The sequence below is a fragment of the Hyphomonas sp. genome (assembly GCF_017792385.1).
Classification (GTDB): Bacteria; Pseudomonadota; Alphaproteobacteria; order Caulobacterales; family Hyphomonadaceae; genus Hyphomonas.
The window spans coordinates 593,974-611,099 of sequence record NZ_CP051230.1; the positions used below are offsets into that span (position 1 = coordinate 593,974).

At 63.5% G+C, this 17,126-nt stretch carries 21 protein-coding genes and 1 tRNA gene; 11 read left to right on the top strand and 11 right to left on the bottom strand.

The window, feature by feature from the left end:
* Positions 1-119 precede the first annotated feature (119 nt).
* A complete protein-coding gene (locus HF955_RS02860; RefSeq protein ID WP_291077700.1) occupies positions 120-1,097 on the top strand; it encodes a hypothetical protein in 978 nt (325 codons plus the stop codon).
* Here the strand turns inward: HF955_RS02860 and HF955_RS02865 are convergent.
* Positions 1,094-1,546, bottom strand: coding sequence for an ion channel (locus HF955_RS02865; protein ID WP_027837145.1), 453 nt, complete (start codon positions 1,544-1,546; stop codon positions 1,094-1,096). The genes HF955_RS02860 and HF955_RS02865 overlap by 4 nt on opposite strands.
* Before the next feature lie 16 nt (positions 1,547-1,562).
* Positions 1,563-2,504: a hypothetical protein gene (locus tag HF955_RS02870; RefSeq protein ID WP_291077703.1), complete on the bottom strand. Its 942-nt coding sequence runs from the start codon at positions 2,502-2,504 to the stop codon at positions 1,563-1,565.
* A gap of 139 nt (positions 2,505-2,643) precedes the next feature.
* Between HF955_RS02870 and HF955_RS02875 the strand changes: the two genes are divergently transcribed.
* The 3 genes from HF955_RS02875 (at position 2,644) to HF955_RS02885 (ending at position 6,285) form a co-directional block, all read left to right on the top strand.
* Positions 2,644-3,459: an SDR family oxidoreductase gene (locus HF955_RS02875; protein ID WP_291077705.1), complete on the top strand. Its 816-nt coding sequence runs from the start codon at positions 2,644-2,646 to the stop codon at positions 3,457-3,459.
* 172 nt (positions 3,460-3,631) lie between these two features.
* On the top strand, positions 3,632-4,306 hold the full coding sequence (locus tag HF955_RS02880; protein ID WP_027837142.1) for a TorF family putative porin: 675 nt from the start codon (positions 3,632-3,634) through the stop codon (positions 4,304-4,306).
* A 161-nt stretch (positions 4,307-4,467) separates the two neighbouring features.
* The gene (locus tag HF955_RS02885) at positions 4,468-6,285 is read left to right on the top strand and encodes a cation:proton antiporter (protein ID WP_291077708.1); all 1,818 of its coding nucleotides are present in this window, start codon (positions 4,468-4,470) and stop codon (positions 6,283-6,285) included.
* A 6-nt stretch (positions 6,286-6,291) separates the two neighbouring features.
* Here HF955_RS02885 and HF955_RS02890 read toward each other — a convergent pair whose 3' ends face one another.
* Entirely contained in the window at positions 6,292-6,828 is a 537-nt protein-coding gene (locus tag HF955_RS02890; protein ID WP_291077710.1) for a phospholipid-binding protein MlaC, read from the bottom strand.
* Positions 6,829-7,113: 285 nt separating this feature from the next.
* Positions 7,114-7,200: transfer RNA gene (locus HF955_RS02895), tRNA-Leu, on the bottom strand.
* 82 nt (positions 7,201-7,282) lie between these two features.
* Here HF955_RS02895 and HF955_RS02900 point away from each other — a divergent pair.
* Positions 7,283-7,738: a hypothetical protein gene (locus HF955_RS02900; protein WP_291077712.1), complete on the top strand. Its 456-nt coding sequence runs from the start codon at positions 7,283-7,285 to the stop codon at positions 7,736-7,738.
* Here the strand turns inward: HF955_RS02900 and HF955_RS02905 are convergent.
* The 4 genes from HF955_RS02905 to HF955_RS02920 form a co-directional block, all read right to left on the bottom strand.
* Positions 7,735-8,946 carry an acetyl-CoA C-acetyltransferase gene (locus HF955_RS02905; RefSeq protein WP_291077713.1) on the bottom strand — a complete coding sequence of 404 codons (1,212 nt, stop codon included), beginning with the start codon at positions 8,944-8,946 and terminating at the stop codon, positions 7,735-7,737. The two genes, HF955_RS02900 and HF955_RS02905, sit on opposite strands and share 4 nt — an antisense overlap.
* A gap of 5 nt (positions 8,947-8,951) precedes the next feature.
* Positions 8,952-9,734: an enoyl-CoA hydratase gene (locus HF955_RS02910; protein ID WP_291077715.1), complete on the bottom strand. Its 783-nt coding sequence runs from the start codon at positions 9,732-9,734 to the stop codon at positions 8,952-8,954.
* Positions 9,735-9,832: 98 nt separating this feature from the next.
* Positions 9,833-10,318 (bottom strand): hypothetical protein, encoded by a 486-nt coding sequence (locus tag HF955_RS02915; RefSeq protein WP_291077717.1) that lies wholly within the window; start codon positions 10,316-10,318, stop codon positions 9,833-9,835.
* Complete coding sequence (locus tag HF955_RS02920; protein WP_291077719.1) at positions 10,315-11,088, bottom strand: molybdopterin-binding protein; 774 nt, start codon at positions 11,086-11,088, stop codon at positions 10,315-10,317. The genes HF955_RS02915 and HF955_RS02920 overlap by 4 nt, the downstream gene beginning before the upstream one ends.
* A 103-nt stretch (positions 11,089-11,191) precedes the next feature.
* On the opposite strand from HF955_RS02920, the gene HF955_RS02925 reads away from it, so the two are divergent.
* The gene (locus HF955_RS02925; protein WP_291077721.1) at positions 11,192-11,629 is read left to right on the top strand and encodes an OsmC family protein; all 438 of its coding nucleotides are present in this window, start codon (positions 11,192-11,194) and stop codon (positions 11,627-11,629) included.
* A 100-nt stretch (positions 11,630-11,729) separates the two neighbouring features.
* Positions 11,730-12,551, top strand: a complete 822-nt coding sequence (map, locus tag HF955_RS02930; protein WP_291077723.1) for a type I methionyl aminopeptidase — start codon at positions 11,730-11,732, stop codon at positions 12,549-12,551.
* On the opposite strand, the gene HF955_RS02935 is transcribed toward map, so the two are convergent.
* A complete protein-coding gene (locus HF955_RS02935) occupies positions 12,548-13,195 on the bottom strand; it encodes a cupin domain-containing protein (protein WP_291077725.1) in 648 nt (215 codons plus the stop codon). The genes map and HF955_RS02935 overlap by 4 nt on opposite strands.
* Before the next feature lie 128 nt (positions 13,196-13,323).
* Here HF955_RS02935 and radC point away from each other — a divergent pair, with 128 nt between their 5' ends.
* The gene (gene radC, locus HF955_RS02940; protein WP_291077726.1) at positions 13,324-14,013 is read left to right on the top strand and encodes a DNA repair protein RadC; all 690 of its coding nucleotides are present in this window, start codon (positions 13,324-13,326) and stop codon (positions 14,011-14,013) included.
* Here radC and HF955_RS02945 read toward each other — a convergent pair whose 3' ends face one another.
* The gene (locus tag HF955_RS02945) at positions 14,014-14,559 is read right to left on the bottom strand and encodes a TetR/AcrR family transcriptional regulator (RefSeq protein ID WP_291077728.1); all 546 of its coding nucleotides are present in this window, start codon (positions 14,557-14,559) and stop codon (positions 14,014-14,016) included. It abuts the gene before it with no gap.
* A gap of 102 nt (positions 14,560-14,661) precedes the next feature.
* Here HF955_RS02945 and HF955_RS02950 point away from each other — a divergent pair, with 102 nt between their 5' ends.
* The 3 genes from HF955_RS02950 to HF955_RS02960 are packed head-to-tail and all read left to right on the top strand — an operon-like array spanning position 14,662 to position 16,405.
* Positions 14,662-15,519 (top strand): NAD(P)H-binding protein, encoded by an 858-nt coding sequence (locus HF955_RS02950; protein ID WP_291077730.1) that lies wholly within the window; start codon positions 14,662-14,664, stop codon positions 15,517-15,519.
* The gene (locus HF955_RS02955) at positions 15,516-15,920 is read left to right on the top strand and encodes a DUF4345 domain-containing protein (protein ID WP_291077732.1); all 405 of its coding nucleotides are present in this window, start codon (positions 15,516-15,518) and stop codon (positions 15,918-15,920) included. The genes HF955_RS02950 and HF955_RS02955 overlap by 4 nt, the downstream gene beginning before the upstream one ends.
* Positions 15,917-16,405 (top strand): DUF1772 domain-containing protein, encoded by a 489-nt coding sequence (locus tag HF955_RS02960; RefSeq protein WP_291077734.1) that lies wholly within the window; start codon positions 15,917-15,919, stop codon positions 16,403-16,405. The genes HF955_RS02955 and HF955_RS02960 overlap by 4 nt, the downstream gene beginning before the upstream one ends.
* Here HF955_RS02960 and HF955_RS02965 read toward each other — a convergent pair.
* Complete coding sequence (locus tag HF955_RS02965) at positions 16,402-17,079, bottom strand: Fe2+-dependent dioxygenase (protein WP_291077736.1); 678 nt, start codon at positions 17,077-17,079, stop codon at positions 16,402-16,404. The genes HF955_RS02960 and HF955_RS02965 overlap by 4 nt on opposite strands.
* Positions 17,080-17,126: the final 47 nt, after the last annotated feature.

The following is a 17,126-nucleotide window of genomic DNA, read 5'->3' on the forward strand; positions in this document are numbered from 1 at the left end:
CTTTCAGCGACTGCACTAAGCCGACGGAAAACAGATGTCCACAATTCCCATAGGTGAAGTGGGTTGTCAGGGTGACGCACGCATGTTAGTAAGCGCTCACTATTTAGGAGATCGAACCCATGTCCCGGATTGTGCTGGACCTTGATGCCCTGGTCACGAATGGCCGGCTGGACGCCGCCGAAGCCACCCGCCTGCGAGCCCTTGCCCTGCCTGAGCAGAAGAATGGCCTTCTGGTGAACCTGCTATTGATCTTCGGCGCCATTTCGGTGGCGGGCGGCACGATTGCGCTGGTTCCGAATGCGCTGACCGGCCTCGTCCTGGCCCTTTTCGCGCTCGGCGGAGCGGAAGGCCTGCGGCGCAGCGCGCGCGGCAATTCCCTGAAAGCACTCGGCATGGCCCTGACGCTGATGGGCACGCTGGGCCTGGCCGGCTGGGTGGGATGGGAATTCCAGCATGTCGAGGACGGCACGCTGCCGACACTGCTGATCGCCCTCATCATGACGGCCTCGGCCGTCTGGTTCCGCTCTGCCCTGCTGGGCGCCTTTGCTGTCCTGTCGCTGGGCGCGATACTCGGATCCGGCACGGGCTACTGGCACGCCAGCTACGCCTTGTTCGTGGAGGAGCCGACCCTCACCCTTCTGATCTTCGGCCTCTTGGCAGGCGGCCTCTATCATGCCCGTGGCAAGCTTGGCGCGGCATGGCAGAATCTGGTCACGGTCGCTGCGCGCACGGCCATGCTCATGGTAAATTTTGCGTTCTGGGTCGGCTCGCTCTGGGGCGACCGGATCGGCGAGCACTGGTTCGCGCCGCAGCGCTGGTCAGACCGTTCCGACTGGCGGGATGCGGCCATGACGATCCCGGATCATGTGTTCACGCTGGGCTGGATCGGCGCCCTCACGGCCGTGATTGCCACATCTCGGCGCAACAGCTTCCTGTCGATCACGTCCATCGTGTTCCTGACGATCCATGGCTACACCCAGTATTTCGAATATCTGGGCGCAAGGCCCGAAACCCTCGTCCTGGGCGGCCTGATCCTGGTCGGGCTGGCGGTGGCCGGAGCGCGCTTCCTGGCGAAGCCCGCCGCAGACGCGGCCTAGTCGGGATCGTCCAGCTGCTCGATCCGCGCCTCGAAGGCCCGCACACGGGCCGAGATGGAGACGAGGAAGGCGGTCGACCAGCCGAGCAGGAGAAAGCCGATGACCGATTCCGCCGCGCCCAGCATGCGCCAGTCCTTGTCGACCACCACATCGCCGAAGCCGACTGTCGTGAAGGTGGTGGTGGAATAATAGACCGCGGTCTCGACATCGGAGAACACGCCGAGCAACAGATAGGCCACGGTGAACAGCCAGATTTCGAGGGAATGCAGCGCGAACAGGCTCATCAGGATGAAGAATATCCCGAGTCCCTGCCCCGCTACGGTCGAGAAATTCACATGCGCCGCGCTGCGACGTCGGATCAGGGCCGACAGGCCGACCAGTCCTGCAAAGTGAATGGCAAAGGCAAGCGCCACCAGCACGCCCCCCACGAGCAGGTTCTGCATGAGCATGGCGATGGTCTCCCTGTCAGCGCGCGGCGACGATCAGGCCGTCCAGCAAACCTGGCGCTTCGCGGTTCAGGAAGTCAATAAGCGCCTGCCCTGGACTGTCGGGCGCAGGCGGGGCCGGATTCTTGCTCCACCAATGCCCGCGCTCCGGCTTGCCCGCCGAGGCCCGGATCGCCGCAAGACTGGCCACCTGCCGCGCTTCGCCCGCCGCATCACCGTCACCAAGTCGCTCGAACCAGGGGCCCCGGTCGAGCCCCACGGCGAGACAGCCCACATAGCGGCCGGGATGGTCATCCAGCGGATCCAGCCAGCACCGGCGGCTCAGCGCATGACGCTCGCTGTCCGGATTGGGATGGGCCCGCATCAGCAAGTGATTGCCCAGTGCCCGTGCAAACAGCCTGGTCCAGGCCGGATCATTCTCGCAGGCGGACAGCCGGTCCTGCGCCCGCAGAAGAAGCGCCGCCTCCCACTGGCTGATCCAGGGCGCGTCGGCCGTGCCGCCCCGCGCCAGCACCTTGTCGATCAGGGCCACCATGTCAGCACGTGCGCCGCCATCGCGCACCATCTGGTCGCACAGGCAGCCCAGCACCTGACGCCCATAGCCCGCCGGCACCTGTTCGGCCTTCTTGAGAAGCCGCGCCATCAGGCGCATCAGATTGCGATTGGGCGGGCCGCCGGACAGCATGGCCCGCGCCTGCAGCCAGTCCAGATTGGCCTGGGTCAGCGTCCCCAGCGCGCCATCCCGGGCCAGCACATAGTCTGCCATGACATTCGTGAACCGGTGATCCCACTCCGGATCATCGCTCTTCAGGCGCGCATTGAAATCCAGCAGCGCGGCGGCTTCGGCATCATTCTTCGGTTCCCGGGAACACATTTCCATGGCGACCTGCCGGGCATCTTCCCGCGAGCGGTGCGCCGTGGACTGGAGTTTCTGGAAAATTCGGCTCGCCGCAGGCGCCATGGCAGACAATCTCCGTTTCACGACAAGCCCTAGCAATCATGGGTTTCGGCTTTCTTGCCGAGAAGCGTGAAACCTGTTGCCACCATTATTGATCGCCCCCTACAGTCGCGCCAATCAGAAACGACAGGGAGAGACAGAGATGACACAACCGAAAGACCTTGCCGGCCGCACCGCCATCGTCACCGGATCGGCCACCGGTCTGGGACGCTCGATCGCGCTGAAACTGGCCGAGCGGGGCGCGGATGTGATCATCAACTGCGCCCGGTCCGTTGAGGATGGCGAAGCGACTGCCGCAGACTGCCAGGCGCTGGGCTCACAATCCCGTCTTGTTCAGGCGGACGTGTCGACCGAAGAAGGCTGCCGGACACTGGCGGACGCCGCCGCACAGGCCGGTCGGCTGGACATTCTGGTCAACAATGCGGGCACGACCAAGCATGCCCGCGACCATGCCGATCTTGACGCGCTGACCCGCGAGGACTTCCTGAATCTCTATGCAGTGAATGTCGCCGGCCCGTTCCTGATGATGCAGGCCTGCAAGCCGCTTCTGGTGGAAAGCCACCGCCAGACCGGGCGGTCAGCCGCCGTGCTCAACACCTCCTCCATCGCCGGCGTGACCGGAATCGGCTCGTCCGTTGCCTATGCCGCCACCAAGGGCGCGCTCAACACGATGACCCTGTCCCTTGCCCGGGCCCTGGCCCCGGCCATCAGGGTTAACGCCATTTGTCCTGGCTTCATCGGCACGCGCTGGTTCAAGGACAAGATGGATGAGGACCAGTACCGCCGGATGGAGGCGTCTGTTGCCGCTGCAACACCGTTGAACGCCGCCAGCGGCCCCGACGACATTGCAGATGCGGCCCTTTTCTTCCTGACGGATGCCTCGCGCCATGTCACCGGAGAGACGCTGCTGGTCGATGCCGGGACGCATCTGGGCTATGCGCCGCTGACCGCTCGCTAGGCGGAAGCGGCTCGCACAAAGCTCAGGCATAGTCGCCACTGCGTGCACAAAACGCTGGCGATCCGCCAGAGGTCCCGCGACCTCCATAATTTTGTTTCCGATCCCCGTTCAAGCCGCGTCATCGTGGTTACGGCGCTGGCAACAGCGCGATTCAACAACGGGGAATAAAATCATGAAACAACAGCTTTTACGCGCAGGGGTAGCAGTCGCAGCAATGCTGGCAGTGGCCGGCACGGCGGCTGCCGAGGGAGAATGGTCGGGCAACGTCGCTCTCAGCACGGATTATGTGTGGCGCGGTGTGTCCCAGTCCAATGAGGACATGGCCATCTCCGGCGGCTTCGACTACGCCAACGGCATCTTCTATGCCGGCACCTGGGCGTCGAACGTCGACTTCGAAGACGGCTCGGACACCAATGTCGAACTTGACTTCTATGCCGGTGTGGCCAGCGAGTTCGCCAATGGCGTTTCCTGGGATCTCGGGGTCATCTACTACTCCTATCCGGACTCGGACGATGAAGACCTCGACTTCGTCGAACTGCAGGCCGCTCTGGGCTATGCCTTCGAAGGCGGCGTGGAAGTCGGCGGCGCGGTCTATTGGGACCCGGACAATGAGAACATCTACATTGAAGGCTCTGCGGGGTATGCCTTCACGGACGTGTTCGCTGCGGATGTCTCGGTCGGCAACTATTCCTTTGATGGCGGCGGCGACTACACAAACTGGTCGCTGGGCGGCACCTACACCACGCCGGTCGGCATCGATCTGGACCTGCGTTACTGGGATACCGACATCGACGATACGGGCATTGCCGACGAGCGCGTTGTCCTGACCATCGCGAAGAGCCTCTAGGGCTCGCACCGCACTTCTTCTCAAATCGCGCGCGAGACATTGCCCTCCTTCGTGCGTGGTCTGGTGAAGGCCGCTGGTTCCCTGTCGAACCGGCGGCCTTTATTTTTGGCAGATCGCGCTTACCTTGGAGGCGACAGGAATCCCGACGAAAGATCCATTGCATGGCCGCTGAAATGAGCCCCGCCGACGCCGTTGGTGCCCTGGTCCCCGCCATCACCCTGCTGGGCTTCGGCGCGGCCGCTGCACTGGCGTCCCGGGCGTTCAATCTCAGCCCCATTGTCGGCTATCTGCTGGCCGGCATTCTGATCGGCCCGGGCATGCTGGACCTGATTCATGAGAGCGGCGGCACCCATCTCCTGGCCGAACTCGGCGTGGTCTTTCTCCTGTTCGATATCGGCATGCATGTCTCGCTGCGCGAGCTGAAGGAAAGCCGGGGCGATTTGCTGGGCCTTGCGCCCATGCATCTTGTCCTGACCGGACTGCTCAGTGCTGGCGCGCTCTACATGCTGGGCGTGTCCTGGCCCTTCGCCATTGCGGTCGGCCTCAGCCTCGGCCTGTCCTCCACCGCCGTTGTGGCCCGCATCCTGACCGAACGGGGGCAGAATTCCTGTCCCATCGGCCGCACGGCCACCCATGTCCTGATCTTCCAGGACATTGTCGCCATCTTCCTGATGATCTTCGCCACATCGCTCGGCGAAGGCGAAACCGGCGCGGCCGGTCTCGCAGGGCTGGTCTCCGACACGCTGCTCAATGGCGGCGCGGTGCCGCTGGCTGCCTCGCTCGGGCTCGCCCTGGTCCAGGCCCTCATCGCGTTCGGCGCAGCCATGCTGTTCTCGCGCTATCTGCTGAATCCCGTCTTCCGCACACTGGCCGCAACCCGCAATGATGAGGCCTTCACGGCATTCACGCTTCTGCTGGTGCTGGCTGCGGCCTGTGCCACCGCCATGATCGGCCTGTCCCTGACCCTTGGGGCATTCCTGGCGGGTCTCGCCGTCTCGGGCACGCCGTTCCGCCACCAGGTCCAGACCGAGATGGGCCCGTTCCGCGGCCTGCTCCTGTCCTTCTTCTTCATCAGTGTCGGCCTGGCCATCGACCTGCCTGCCCTGCTGCGCAACCTGCCGCTGGTGGTGATCGCGGCCTTCGGCATCCTGATCGTCAAATCCGTGCTGGGCTATGTCGCCGCCCGCCTCAATGGCTGGAGCATTCCCGGGGCCATGCAGCTCGGCACGCTGCTGGCGCAGGGCTCGGAATTCACCCTGGTGATCCTGTCGCTGGGAGCCGTCACGTCGAACTTCCCCCCTGCCCTGATGAGCAGTCTGATCGCGGCCATCGCCCTGTCCCTGGCGCTTGCCCCCAGCTGGGCCATTCTCGGCGGTAAGCTGTCGCGGGAACTGGCCCGCCGCAAACAGGTCACGATGGAAACCTCCAGCGAACCGGCCGGCGAACGCCCGGTGCTTGTCATCGGCATGTCCCCGGCGGGCCGGCTGGCGGTGGACGCGCTGGTGGATTTCAACATTCCCTACATCGCCACCGACAGTGACCCGGACCGTTTCCTGGCCGCCGTGGCGGATGGCTACAATGTTTCGTTCGGGGATGCCTCGAACATGAAGCTGATCGATGCGGTTGGCGGCAGCAATGCGCGCGCCGTGGTACTCGGCAAGGCCCGGTATGCGGTGTCGAAGGAAGTCACGCCCTCGATCACGCGTCGCTTCCCGGACCTGATCCGGCTGGTCGCCGTGGAAAGCCTGCACGATCTCGACCGGCATCTGGAACTGAACATGCGGGCCCATCTCGTCGCCAGCGAGCCAAAGGGCATCGAGATGGTGGCCGACATGCTCCGCATTCTGGGCATACCGGATGAGGACCTCGCTGGCTGGCTCAGCCGCGAAGCCGATCTGTTCACGATCGGGGATGCCTCCGACCGTCAAGACCGGGCAGAAGACCTGGACGAAGAAGAGATTGTCGAGGAAGCCGCCTGACCGAAATCAGGAATCGAGCGCAGCGATGGCGTCGTCAATCGTCGCGCGCGGACGGTCCATGATGGCGGCGATCTGGGCGCGCTGTTCGATGGCCAGCCACAGGCCCAGCACTTCGACATCCACGACGCGCCATTCGCCATTCTTTTCGATCACGCGCCAGCGCACGGTTTGCGGGGCTTCGCCAGGGCGCTGAACGCGGGTTTCCACGATTGAGTCGCCCGGCTTGCGATCCTTCGATCCCAAAACGGTGATTTCGGCATCGCGGAACTTGTCACGCTGTTCCTCGAAGCTTTCCAGCAAATAGGTCTCGAATGCCTCGGCAAAGCGGGCCCGGTCAGTGTCTGAGACGCGGCGGGCATACTTGCCCAGCGTGAAATTGGCGACCGTGTCGAGATCCATGGATTGGCGCAGGGTTTCGCGCCCCTTTGCCGGGTCGGCAATGTGTTTGGCGGCGCCTTCAATGACGGCTTCCGCTTCCGGTCCTGCCAGTGCCGGCAGGGCAGTCAGGGCAAGTGCGGTGGAGGCGATAAGAGCGCGAAACATGAGGGCGTGTCCTTCTGGAGGTGTCGTGTGTTGCCCTCTAGCTATGAACGAAACCCGCTTTTTGTTCCCCGAAAGTCCGGATAGGTTTCATGCCGGTTTGACATGAAACGGGCTGTTTCGGTGTTGGCAGGGCCGCGCCGGACAGGCGGACAAGTTGCACTTCGGGACGGCGGCAGGACAGGATGGCTGGATACATGACATTTCTCCCTTTAGGCGAGAAACATGCAAATCATGTACCAATGGCGGGATTTTCGGGTCGTGCTGTCGTAGCTACAGGAACCGGTCTGGTGCGGGCGGCCGGGCTCGAACCGGCAAGGCCTTGCGGCCGAGGGATTTTAAGTCCCTTGCGTATACCAATTTCGCCACGCCCGCGGCGCCGAAGCTGGACATACCGGCATTTTGCAGGGGACGCTACATTTCATCTCTGAAACTTGCGGAAAGATGGAACAATAAAGTGAAAAACAGCCTCCCCACATTCTGGTTCGTATCGGCAGGCCTGATGGTTCTTGCCACCATAGCCATTCCGCTATTCATCGCGCCAAGCATGGATGACTTCGCCAGAACAGCCGTGCTGGCCACAACCCTCCCGCAGGGGATTCTATCAGGCCTGGCGGCTGTCGCCTACGGACTTGTCCACATGCTCATTCTGCGGGCCCGCCCGTCAACAATCGCCAGCGTGTTCGGATTCCTGCATCTTGGTGCAGCGCTGCTGGAGAAAGTCACGCAAACCATCGCGCAAATCCTTCGACAACAGATCATCATCGGCACGCATGATGTCAGCAACATATCGCAGACGATGGGCTGGGTTCACATGGCGTCGAGCCTGACCTACCTGCTCGGCCTCGTCTTCTTCATCATCGCGGTGGCCGTTGCCCTGAGCACACGGCCACCGGCGGAAGATGCCTTCTAGCTGACGCGTTCGAACACAGCGGCGAGCCCCTGCCCGCCGCCGATGCACATCGTCTCCAGACCATAACGCGCCTCGCGGCGGTCCATTTCGCGCAGCATCGTCGTCAGGATCCGCACGCCGGTCGCGCCGACGGGATGCCCGAGCGAAATGCCGGATCCATTGACGTTCAGGCGCGCCATGTCGTCATCGGAAAAGTCGAGCGCCTTGGTGCAGGCCAGCACCTGCGCGGCGAAGGCCTCGTTCAGTTCGATGACGTCGATATCCTTCAATTCCAGACCCGCCGTCTTCAGCGCCTTTTGCGTGGATGGCACCGGGCCGATGCCCATGACTTCCGGGCCGACCCCCGCCACTGACCAGGACACGAGGCGCCCGAGCGGTTTCAGCCCGTATGTTTCGGCCGCTTCGCGCGTGCAGACGATGCAGGCCGCCGCGCCGTCATTCTGGCCGGAGGCATTGCCGGCCGTCACGGTCGCCTGATCATCCACCTTGCCACGAATGGCGCGCAGCGTGGACAGTTTCTCCAGCGAGGAGTCCGCCCGGATATGCTCGTCTGCGTCCACGACTGTATCCGCCTTGCGGCCTTTTACGGTGTACGGAATGATTTCCTCCGCAAACTTTCCATCCTTCTGTGCAGCCGCTGCCTTCATGTGAGAATCATAGGCGAACTGGTCCTGCGCCTCGCGCGTGATCTGGTGGTCGCGGCGGAGGTTTTCCGCTGTCTCGATCATGCCGCCCGGCACCGGATGGTGCTTGCCGCCCGCCGTGTAGCGCCCGCGCGACAGGCCGTCATGCAGCATCAGCCCGTCGCCCTTGATGTTCCACCGCATGTCGATGGAGAAGAATGGCGCGTTCGACATGCTCTCCGCCCCGCCCGCAATGATCACATCATTTGCACCGGTGGCGACCTGCATCACCGCATTGATCACCGCCTGCAGGCCCGAGCCGCAGCGCCGGTCGATCTGGTAACCGCCGGTGGACGTGGTCAGCCCGGCATCCAGCGCAATCATGCGGCCGAAGGCCGGGGCCTCCATGGTCGGATAGCATTGCGCAAAGATGCAGTCCTCCACGGCCTCGGCCGGCAGTTCCGTACGCGCCATCAGCTCACGGACAACATGCGCAGCCAGCTCGTGCGCATGCACCGTCTTGAAGGCTCCGCCAAAGCCGCCAACCGCCGTGCGGACGGGTTCACAGATTACAACGTCTCTCATCATGCTTACCCCTGCTGGTCGCGGCCACGCGCGGTGACCTGTTTGCGGGCCTCTTCCACGGCGTCTGCCGTGACCGATTCCGAATGCGCAATGGACCGCTTGACCTCTTCCTTGAGGGCGGCGGCGAAATTCATCCCGTAGCCGTCATCGATCAGCGCCTTGTACTGTTTCAGGAGATCCGGCTGCGAGCTGCACATATCGTGCGCTAGCTTCATCGCGGCCGGCACCAGTTCATCGGCTTCGTACACCCGATTGACCAGGCCCCAGCGCTCGGCTGTGTGGGCATCCAGGAAATTGCCGGTGAAGGACAATTCCTTCGCGCGGCTGATGCCGATCAGGCGCGACAGTTTCTGCGACAGGCCCCAGCCCGGCACGATGCCCACGCGGGCATGCGTGTCTGCGAACTTGGCGTGCTCCGAGGCCAGCAACACATCACACATCAGGGCCAGCTCGAAACCGCCGGTAATGGCAAAGCCATTGATCGCGCCAATGATCGGCCACGGATAGTCGGCCAGCGCGCGGGCCATGTCGATGGATCTGGAGTCTTCATCGGCGCCGAGGGCGAAGCCGGTCTGGCCGGCTTCCTTCAGGTCGATCCCGGCGGTGAAGGCACGCCCCGCCCCCGTCAACACGACGGCGCGAACCTCTTCATTCTGCTTCAGCTCGTTGAACACGCTGACAATCTCGGCACGCAGGGCCCGGTTCAGCGCGTTCAGGGCATCGGGCCGATTCAGCGTGACCAGCGCGACCGGACCGTCCAGTTCGACCTTCACAATGTCTTCCGCCATGGGATCCTCCTGTTTTCCTCTGCGCCCCTCTTAGCGGGACGCAGGCAACAGGACCATGCCTGACGTTGCGGCGATCAGGCCGCAACAGCAGATCACGTTCAGGCGGCGCGTTTCCGGATCAGGTTCACCAGGCCGATCCCCAGCGCAAGGATAGCGATTCCGGCCGCCAGAAAGAACAGGCCGAATTTCAGCGGCGTCAGCCAGGCCTTGGCATCCAGCGCATCGGCCCAGTCGGCCAATGCCAGCACCTGAACGAGGTTTTCAGTGAGGTCCACAATCACCACGCCCAGCGCGGGCAACGCCGCATAGGGGCCGAACCGCCCGAAGAAGCGCAGGGCCAGCCCGCCCAGAAACCCGCCATAGGCGAGCGGATAGGCGGTATCGAGCAGCACCGTCACCCAGGCATGGGCGGTGCGCTGTGCGCCAGTCATCGCGGCAATGATGGTGCGGGCCGTATCCGGATCGGACGTCATGTCCAGGAAGGCCCCGCCCACGACCGGACGGCACAGGCCGAACCCGGCGCCGATCACCAGCATCGCGACGAAGCTGATCCAGATCACCGGGGTGCGGGCCAGGAATTTCATGCGTTGGCGTCCTCCACGCGTTCCGGCTGGACGCCGGTTGCGGAGATAATCGCCTCAAGCCGGTCCGTGATCAAGGGGATCAGCGTGTCCCGGGTTGTGCTGGCCACGAGGTGGACGCCATTGTCCCCGATGCCCCGAAACCAGGGATAGGAACCGAATGCGGCCTCCGGCATGTCCTGCGCCAGTGCGGCCAGCGGTTCGGCAATATCCCCTTCGCGCAGGCCCCTGCCCCGAATGGTCACCTTGTGGATCACCGCGCCGGTCTCCAGCCGGGGCCCGATATCTTCCAGCATCGCGCGCGCCACCGAAGGCACTCCCGCCAGCGTGAAGACGTTCCCGGTCTGGAAGCCGGGCGCGCCGGATACGGGATTGGCCACGATTTTGGCGCCGTGGGGAATGCGCGCCATCCGGCGGCGGGCCGGCGTGTAATCCGTTCCCATCAGCCGGTAGCGCTCCGCCAGCATGGCGCTGACCTCCGGATGTTCGGAAATCTCCACCCCGAAGGCCTTCGCAATCGCATCGGCGGTGATGTCATCATGGGTCGGGCCGATGCCGCCTGTCGTGAAGACATAGGTATATTTTTCCCGCAGCGCATTCACCGCCGCCACAATCTCTTCCTGCACATCCGGCACGATGCGCGTTTCCCGGACCGGGATGCCCAGCGGCGCAAGATAGGCCGCGATCTGCTGAAGATTGATGTCGCGCGTCCGGCCGGACAGGAGTTCGTCGCCGATCAGCAATACGGCGGCAGTGGGTGAGGCATGGGTCATGACCGAATAAATGGCACCATACGCTCACCCCGCCAAGTCGGAACGCTTTGCAGGGGTACGCATTGCAACAGGATGAGACGCAATTGATCAAAAGGGATCCCTCATGAAACGCCACGCCACCGCCCATTGGTCCGGAGACCTGACTGACGGAAAAGGCTCGCTCACCACACAAAGTGGGGCGCTCAGTGATCACGGATATTCGTTCAAGGCCCGCTTTGAGGATGAAGACGGCAAGTCCGGCACCAATCCCGAGGAATTGCTGGCAGCGGCCCATGCTGGCTGTTTCACCATGCAGCTGTCGCATCTGCTGGCACAGAATGGCACGCCTGCCACCGATCTTGACACAAAATGCATTGTCACCGTGGAGCCGAAAGATGGTGGCGGGTTCCGTATCACCCGCAGCGCCCTGACGCTGACCGCAGCGATTGACGGTATCGACGCCGACGCGTTCGAGGCGCTGGCCGAAAAGGCGAAGACCGGCTGTCCGATGTCCGTGGCTCTGGGCGCCATCGAGATCACCCTCGGCACGCAGCTCCAATAGCGGGGCGCCCCCGTCGCAGGCGGCAAGCTGGAAGTCTGGGGGGGAAATTGCTATCTAGGCTGAAACACCCGACCGTTTCAGCCTGGAAAGGCCCCGATTGATGACCGACACTTCCCTCCTGCTGCCGATGCGCACGGGCGAAATCCGCATTCACGATACCGAAGGGTTCGAAGGCATGCGCAAGGCCGGACGGCTGGTCGCGGAGTGTCTCGACATGCTCGTGCCGGAAGTGAAGCCCGGCGTCACGACCGAGCATCTCGACAATCTGGTCCGCGAATTCGTCATGGATCATGGGGCAACCTCCGCCACGATCGGCTATCGCGGCTATCGCCATGCCAGCTGCATTTCACTGAACCACGTCATCTGTCACGGCATTCCGGGGCCCAAGCCCCTGAAGGAAGGCGACATTGCAAACATCGATGTCACCCTGATCCTCGATGGATGGCATGGCGACCATTCCCGCATGTATGGCGTCGGCGCCGTCAAGCGGAAGGCCGAGCGCCTGATGGACGTGACCTATGAAGCCCTGATGGCAGGCCTCGCCCAGATCCGCCCCGGCAAGCGGTTCGGCGATATCGGGGGCGCCATATCCGAGGTCGCCCGCCTGAACCGCATGTCCGTTGTCGAGGATTTCTGCGGCCATGGCCTTGGGCGCCTGTTCCATGACGAGCCCAATGTCATCCACTCTGCCGCCTACAATACCGGGCCCGAACTGAGGCCCGGCATGTTCTTCACCGTGGAGCCGATGCTCAATCTCGGCCGCAAGGACGCCGCGATCCTGCCCGATGGCTGGACCGCCGTGACCCGTGACCGCCAATTGTCGGCGCAATACGAACACTCCGTGGGCGTTACCGAAGACGGCGTGGAAATCTTCACCTCGTCTCCGAAGGGCTGGCACCAGCCCCACAAGGTCGACGTCTAGCGCGCCTGGTCCGCGGTCGGAGGTGGTCCGTAAAAGGGCGCAGCTTCCGGCGGCATCTTCTCCATCGCAATCGTGATGCCGTATTCCGACGCCAGCTGGCCGATCACCGCGCCGGCGGCTTCAGCGGAATCCGGCTTCGCCTCCGCCAGACGCGGCGCGACACTGTTCATGAAGCCTTCGAACGAGCCCCCCGTCGTGGTCATGATCAGCTTCGTGGTGTCGTCACTCGCATTCCAGAACATGTGCGTATTGCCCCGGTTCAAAGCCGCGAAATCGCCGGGATACAGCGACTGGATCTGTTCACCGGACATGATCGTCAGCACGCCTGAAACGACATAGAAATACTCGTCCTCCCGCGTGTGCGTGTGCGGCGGCGATCCGGGACTGCGCGGCGGCAGCACGAACTCGTACACGGTGACGTCGCCAGCCGTTTCTTCCGATGACAGCAGAAGGCGGATTGGATGGAACGGATTGTCCACCTCGTCGCCCGCGCCATCGACAACGATCTTGTCCTGGTGCGCGTGCAGCATGGCGCCATCCGGCCCATGCATGTGCGGATGCCCGTGGCCATGATCGTGTGATCCGGTCATGCAGGCCGGAAGTGCCAGGATCGCAGCGCCCATCAGAACCGGTTTCAGTTGCATTGTGATGTCCTCCCACGGATTGTCCCGCCCGCAGACTACCCAAGCAATGCCCCCGGCGAAAGTCCCTCGCCACAAAGCGTGAACATCCGCCCTTTATCAATTCGGGATTTCATGGTTTTTCAACCCTGATGGGCACCGAAAATGAAGAACCGCACTGGAAAGGTCACCGCGAACGCCTGCGGCGCAAGCTGCTGACCCGTGGAGCGGCGTCGCTGGATGATTATGAAGTCTTGGAAGTGCTGCTGATGGCCTTTATTCCCCGCCGCGATGTGAAACCCGTCGCCAAGGCGTTGCACGCCCGGCTCGGAAGCCTGTCGGCCATACTGGCAGCGCCGGGCGAGGATCTTGTACGGATCGACGGGGTTGGCGAAACGGTCGCCGCCTATCTCAAGGCCATTGCCGAACTGCAGGCCCGGGCCACGCGCGAAACGATCCGGAAAAAGCCGGCCATATCGTCATGGTCGGCCCTGATGGACTATGTCCGGACAGAGTTGCAGCACGAGAAGCGGGAACAGTTCCGAATCCTGTTCCTCGACCGGAAGAACCAGCTGATCGCCGACGAGATCATGGCACACGGCACTGTGGATCATGCCCCGGTCTATACGCGTGAAGTGGCCCGGCGGGCGCTCGAACTGCACGCCTCGGCGCTGATCCTTGTGCACAATCACCCCTCCGGTGACCCGACGCCCTCCCGCGCGGACATCGACATCACCCGCGAACTCATCGACGCGCTCGATCCGTTCGACATCCTCGTGCACGATCATCTGATTGCCGGGACCGGCGGCGTCACCAGCCTGAAATCGGCCGGGCTGATCTGATCAGCTCGTCAGACTGTCCCGCGCCATTGCCTGCAGCGTGGTGATGTAGTCGGCCTGGCTCCAGCCGCATTCGAAGCGCAGCTTTTCCCACATCTCCACCGAGACCAGCGCCCACAACAGGTCTGTCGCCCGGGCGGGAGTCAGGCCGGGCTTCAGGCGTCCGGCTTCCTCCACGGCCCGTATGGCTGCCTCGCAGCCATGACGGACCGCCTGCATGCGGTCGGTCCAGGCCGCCGCGGCGGCTTCGTCGGTGTCCCGCATGGCGATCAGCGCGCGGCCGACGCCATGGATCTGCGGAATGTAGCCGCCCCACGCCTCGATCCAGAGATCCAGCCGCTCGACGCCGGTCGCTGCGCGGCTGGCCTTCAAGGCCTCATCCACCTTGTGGACATCATCCATGTAGCGGGCGGTACAGGTCAGCAGCTCTGCCCGCGTCGGGAAGTGCAGGTAAACGGCCTGCCGGCTGATGCCTGCGGCCTTGGCGATATCGCTCATGCGGACCCCTGCCCCGCTGGATTTCTCCAGCAGGTCCCAGGTGGCCCGCATGATTTTTTCCCGGGTTTCCGGATTCTCACTTGACATAGTGTCAAGTTATCTGCATTTGACACCATGTCAACTTTACACGGTGTCAAGCAAAGGAGATGAACGATGCCAAATACACCTCGCACACCCATTGAACATGCCGGGCCGGTGCTCGTACTGGGCGGAACCGGAAAGACCGGCCGACGGATTGTCAGCCGCCTGAAAGGCAAGGGGATCGACACACGCATCGGATCGCGCGCCGCCCGGCCCGCCTTTGACTGGCACGACCCGGCCGGATGGGACGCAGCGCTGTCCGGCATGCGCGCGGTCTATATCAGCTACACGCCAGACCTTGCGGTGCCTGCCGCGAAAGACGCCATCCGGGCCCTCGTGCAGCGCGCAAACGCGCACGGCGTGAAGCATCTGGTGTTGCTGTCAGGCCGGGGGGAGCCGGACGCCCAGGCCAGCGAACGCATCGTCCAGGAGAGCGGCATGGACTGGACCATCGTCCGGGCCAGCTGGTTCAACCAGAATTTCTCGGAAGGTGAATTCCTGCCGCTTGTCCTGTCTGGCAATATCACGCTGCCGGTCGGCAATGTCCGGGAACCCTTCATTGATGCCGATGATATTGCGGATGTCGCCGTCGCGGCCCTGACAGAAACAGGCCATGCCGATGAAGTTTATGAAGTGACCGGCCCGCGCCTCATGACCTTCGCAGATGTCGCCTCAGACCTGGCGGCCGCAACAGGCCGTGCCGTGCAGTTCACCCGCATCCCGTCAGACGACTTCTTTCAGGGTTTGCGCCAGGCCGGCGCACCGGATGACCAGATCTGGCTGCTGGATTATCTGTTCACAAACGTACTGGACGGCCGGAACGAATATTTGACTGACGGCGTCCAGCGGGCCCTTGGCCGTCCGCCGAAGGACTTTTCGGAGTTTGCCCGCGAAACCGCCGGGACGCCGCTTTGGAGGGACGCCGCATGACCCATCCCTTCACCCGCACACTGCTCGCCGTGTCGGGCAGCATGGGCTTGGCCATCGGAACGGGGATCCTGTTCCTGCCGCATGCCTTCCACGCAACCAGCGGTATCGCGCTGGGGACCGATCCCAGCCTGCTGTCGGAGATGCGGGCCCCGGGCGGCTTGCTGATCCTTGCCTCGCTGCTTGCCCTTGCCGGCGCTGTGAAGCGAAGCCTCGCCCGCACCGGCCTGATCCTGTCGGCGTCCGTCTACGGCAGCTATGGCCTGTCCCGGCTGGTCAGCCTGGCCCTGGACGGCATGCCCTCGAACAGCCTGCTTCTGGCAGCCCTCATCGAACTCGTCGTGGCGGCCCTCAGCCTGTTCGCCCTGATCCGCTTTCAATTTCCTGAAGGAGACCTGACATGACCCTCGACCTGTTTGCCTATGCCTGTCTCGCCATCGGCCTGTCCAGCGCGCTGGTGGGCGGCGTTTTCCAGGCCTTTTCCGATTTCGTGATGGCCGGCCTCGTCCGCGCAGCACCGTCCGGCGGCATGGACTCCATGCAGCAGATCAACCGCACCGTGTTCCGGTCCGTCTTTCTGGCCATGCTGCTGGCGCTGGTGCCCGTCATGCTGGCGGCCTCCGTCGCCGCCTGGCAATTGGCAGACGCCGCCGCCCGGCCGCTGGTCCTGACCGGCACGGCGATCTACGTTGTGACCGTGCTGGGCGTTACCCTGTTCGGAAATGTACCGATGAACGAACGTCTGGATCGCCTGCCGCGGGACGGTTCCGACGCCCAAGCCTACTGGCACACCTATGGCATTGTCTGGACACGGTGGAACCATGTCCGCACGCTGGGTTCGGTCGCAGCCGCCATCTGCTTCCTGCTTGCCGCCCTGGCCGCCGCCTAGCTCTGCCCGAAACGGCGCGTCAGATTGGAGATGCTTTTCGACAGGACAAGCATCTCTGGAGACTGCAGGTCCAACCGCCCCGCCAGGCTGGACCGCAGGTTCTCAAGATCGAACAGGATCTCGCGCACGGCCGCATCCGGCACGCTGCTCTCGATCCAGCCGACACAGGCCAGCCGCATGCCGTCACTTACAGGGGCGACCCGGTGCAAGGTGGTCGACGGGTACAGAACCAGGTCCCCCGCCGGCAGTTTCACCGATTGCGTCATGCCGGCCAGTTCGATCTCCAGTTCACCGCCGTCATAAGTGTCCGGGTCGGACAGGAAGAGGGTGAACGAGAAATCCGTCCGCAGGCGCGACTCTCCTGCCCCCATGAAGGGATTGTCGACATGGTGGCCATAGCCGCCCCCCTCCCCGGTACGGCTGATGATCAGCTTTGAGAACTGACGCGGCTGGGCCGCCGCCCGGATGACCGGATGCCGCTCCAGTTTCGGTTTCAGCAATTGCCGCAACTGCGCGCCGGTGCGCGAGGTCAGGTCCGCCTGCTGGTTGCGTTTCACGGCCCGGGCTGTGCCGCCGGCGGTCTCTGTCCCGTCGCGCCAGCCAAGCGTGCCGATCAGGCTGCGGGCCTCTTCCAGGTCGGTCGGCGACAACACGCCGGAAAGGGTCAAAAGCATGGGACACCTACTTGCGAATAATTTGCATTTGCGTCATTCACCGCTAT

Excerpts from the sequence above, each read along its gene's own strand:
- HF955_RS02885 (WP_291077708.1), top strand. The coding sequence starts at position 4,468 with ATGGCCGCTGAAATGAGCCCCGCCGACGCCGTTGGTGCCCTGGTCCCC.
- HF955_RS02875 (WP_291077705.1), top strand. The coding sequence starts at position 2,644 with ATGACACAACCGAAAGACCTTGCCGGCCGCACCGCCATCGTCACCGGA.
- HF955_RS02915 (WP_291077717.1), bottom strand. The coding sequence starts at position 10,318 with ATGAAATTCCTGGCCCGCACCCCGGTGATCTGGATCAGCTTCGTCGCG.
- HF955_RS02935 (WP_291077725.1), bottom strand. The coding sequence starts at position 13,195 with ATGCAACTGAAACCGGTTCTGATGGGCGCTGCGATCCTGGCACTTCCG.
- HF955_RS02905 (WP_291077713.1), bottom strand. The coding sequence starts at position 8,946 with ATGAGAGACGTTGTAATCTGTGAACCCGTCCGCACGGCGGTTGGCGGC.
- HF955_RS02950 (WP_291077730.1), top strand. The coding sequence starts at position 14,662 with ATGCCAAATACACCTCGCACACCCATTGAACATGCCGGGCCGGTGCTC.
- HF955_RS02890 (WP_291077710.1), bottom strand. The coding sequence starts at position 6,828 with ATGTTTCGCGCTCTTATCGCCTCCACCGCACTTGCCCTGACTGCCCTG.
- HF955_RS02870 (WP_291077703.1), bottom strand. The coding sequence starts at position 2,504 with ATGGCGCCTGCGGCGAGCCGAATTTTCCAGAAACTCCAGTCCACGGCG.
- HF955_RS02920 (WP_291077719.1), bottom strand. The coding sequence starts at position 11,088 with ATGACCCATGCCTCACCCACTGCCGCCGTATTGCTGATCGGCGACGAA.
- HF955_RS02945 (WP_291077728.1), bottom strand. The coding sequence starts at position 14,559 with ATGCGGGCCACCTGGGACCTGCTGGAGAAATCCAGCGGGGCAGGGGTC.
- HF955_RS02925 (WP_291077721.1), top strand. The coding sequence starts at position 11,192 with ATGAAACGCCACGCCACCGCCCATTGGTCCGGAGACCTGACTGACGGA.
- HF955_RS02865 (WP_027837145.1), bottom strand. The coding sequence starts at position 1,546 with ATGCTCATGCAGAACCTGCTCGTGGGGGGCGTGCTGGTGGCGCTTGCC.
- HF955_RS02960 (WP_291077734.1), top strand. The coding sequence starts at position 15,917 with ATGACCCTCGACCTGTTTGCCTATGCCTGTCTCGCCATCGGCCTGTCC.
- HF955_RS02955 (WP_291077732.1), top strand. The coding sequence starts at position 15,516 with ATGACCCATCCCTTCACCCGCACACTGCTCGCCGTGTCGGGCAGCATG.
- radC (WP_291077726.1), top strand. The coding sequence starts at position 13,324 with ATGGGCACCGAAAATGAAGAACCGCACTGGAAAGGTCACCGCGAACGC.
- map (WP_291077723.1), top strand. The coding sequence starts at position 11,730 with ATGACCGACACTTCCCTCCTGCTGCCGATGCGCACGGGCGAAATCCGC.
- HF955_RS02965 (WP_291077736.1), bottom strand. The coding sequence starts at position 17,079 with ATGCTTTTGACCCTTTCCGGCGTGTTGTCGCCGACCGACCTGGAAGAG.
- HF955_RS02880 (WP_027837142.1), top strand. The coding sequence starts at position 3,632 with ATGAAACAACAGCTTTTACGCGCAGGGGTAGCAGTCGCAGCAATGCTG.
- HF955_RS02860 (WP_291077700.1), top strand. The coding sequence starts at position 120 with ATGTCCCGGATTGTGCTGGACCTTGATGCCCTGGTCACGAATGGCCGG.
- HF955_RS02910 (WP_291077715.1), bottom strand. The coding sequence starts at position 9,734 with ATGGCGGAAGACATTGTGAAGGTCGAACTGGACGGTCCGGTCGCGCTG.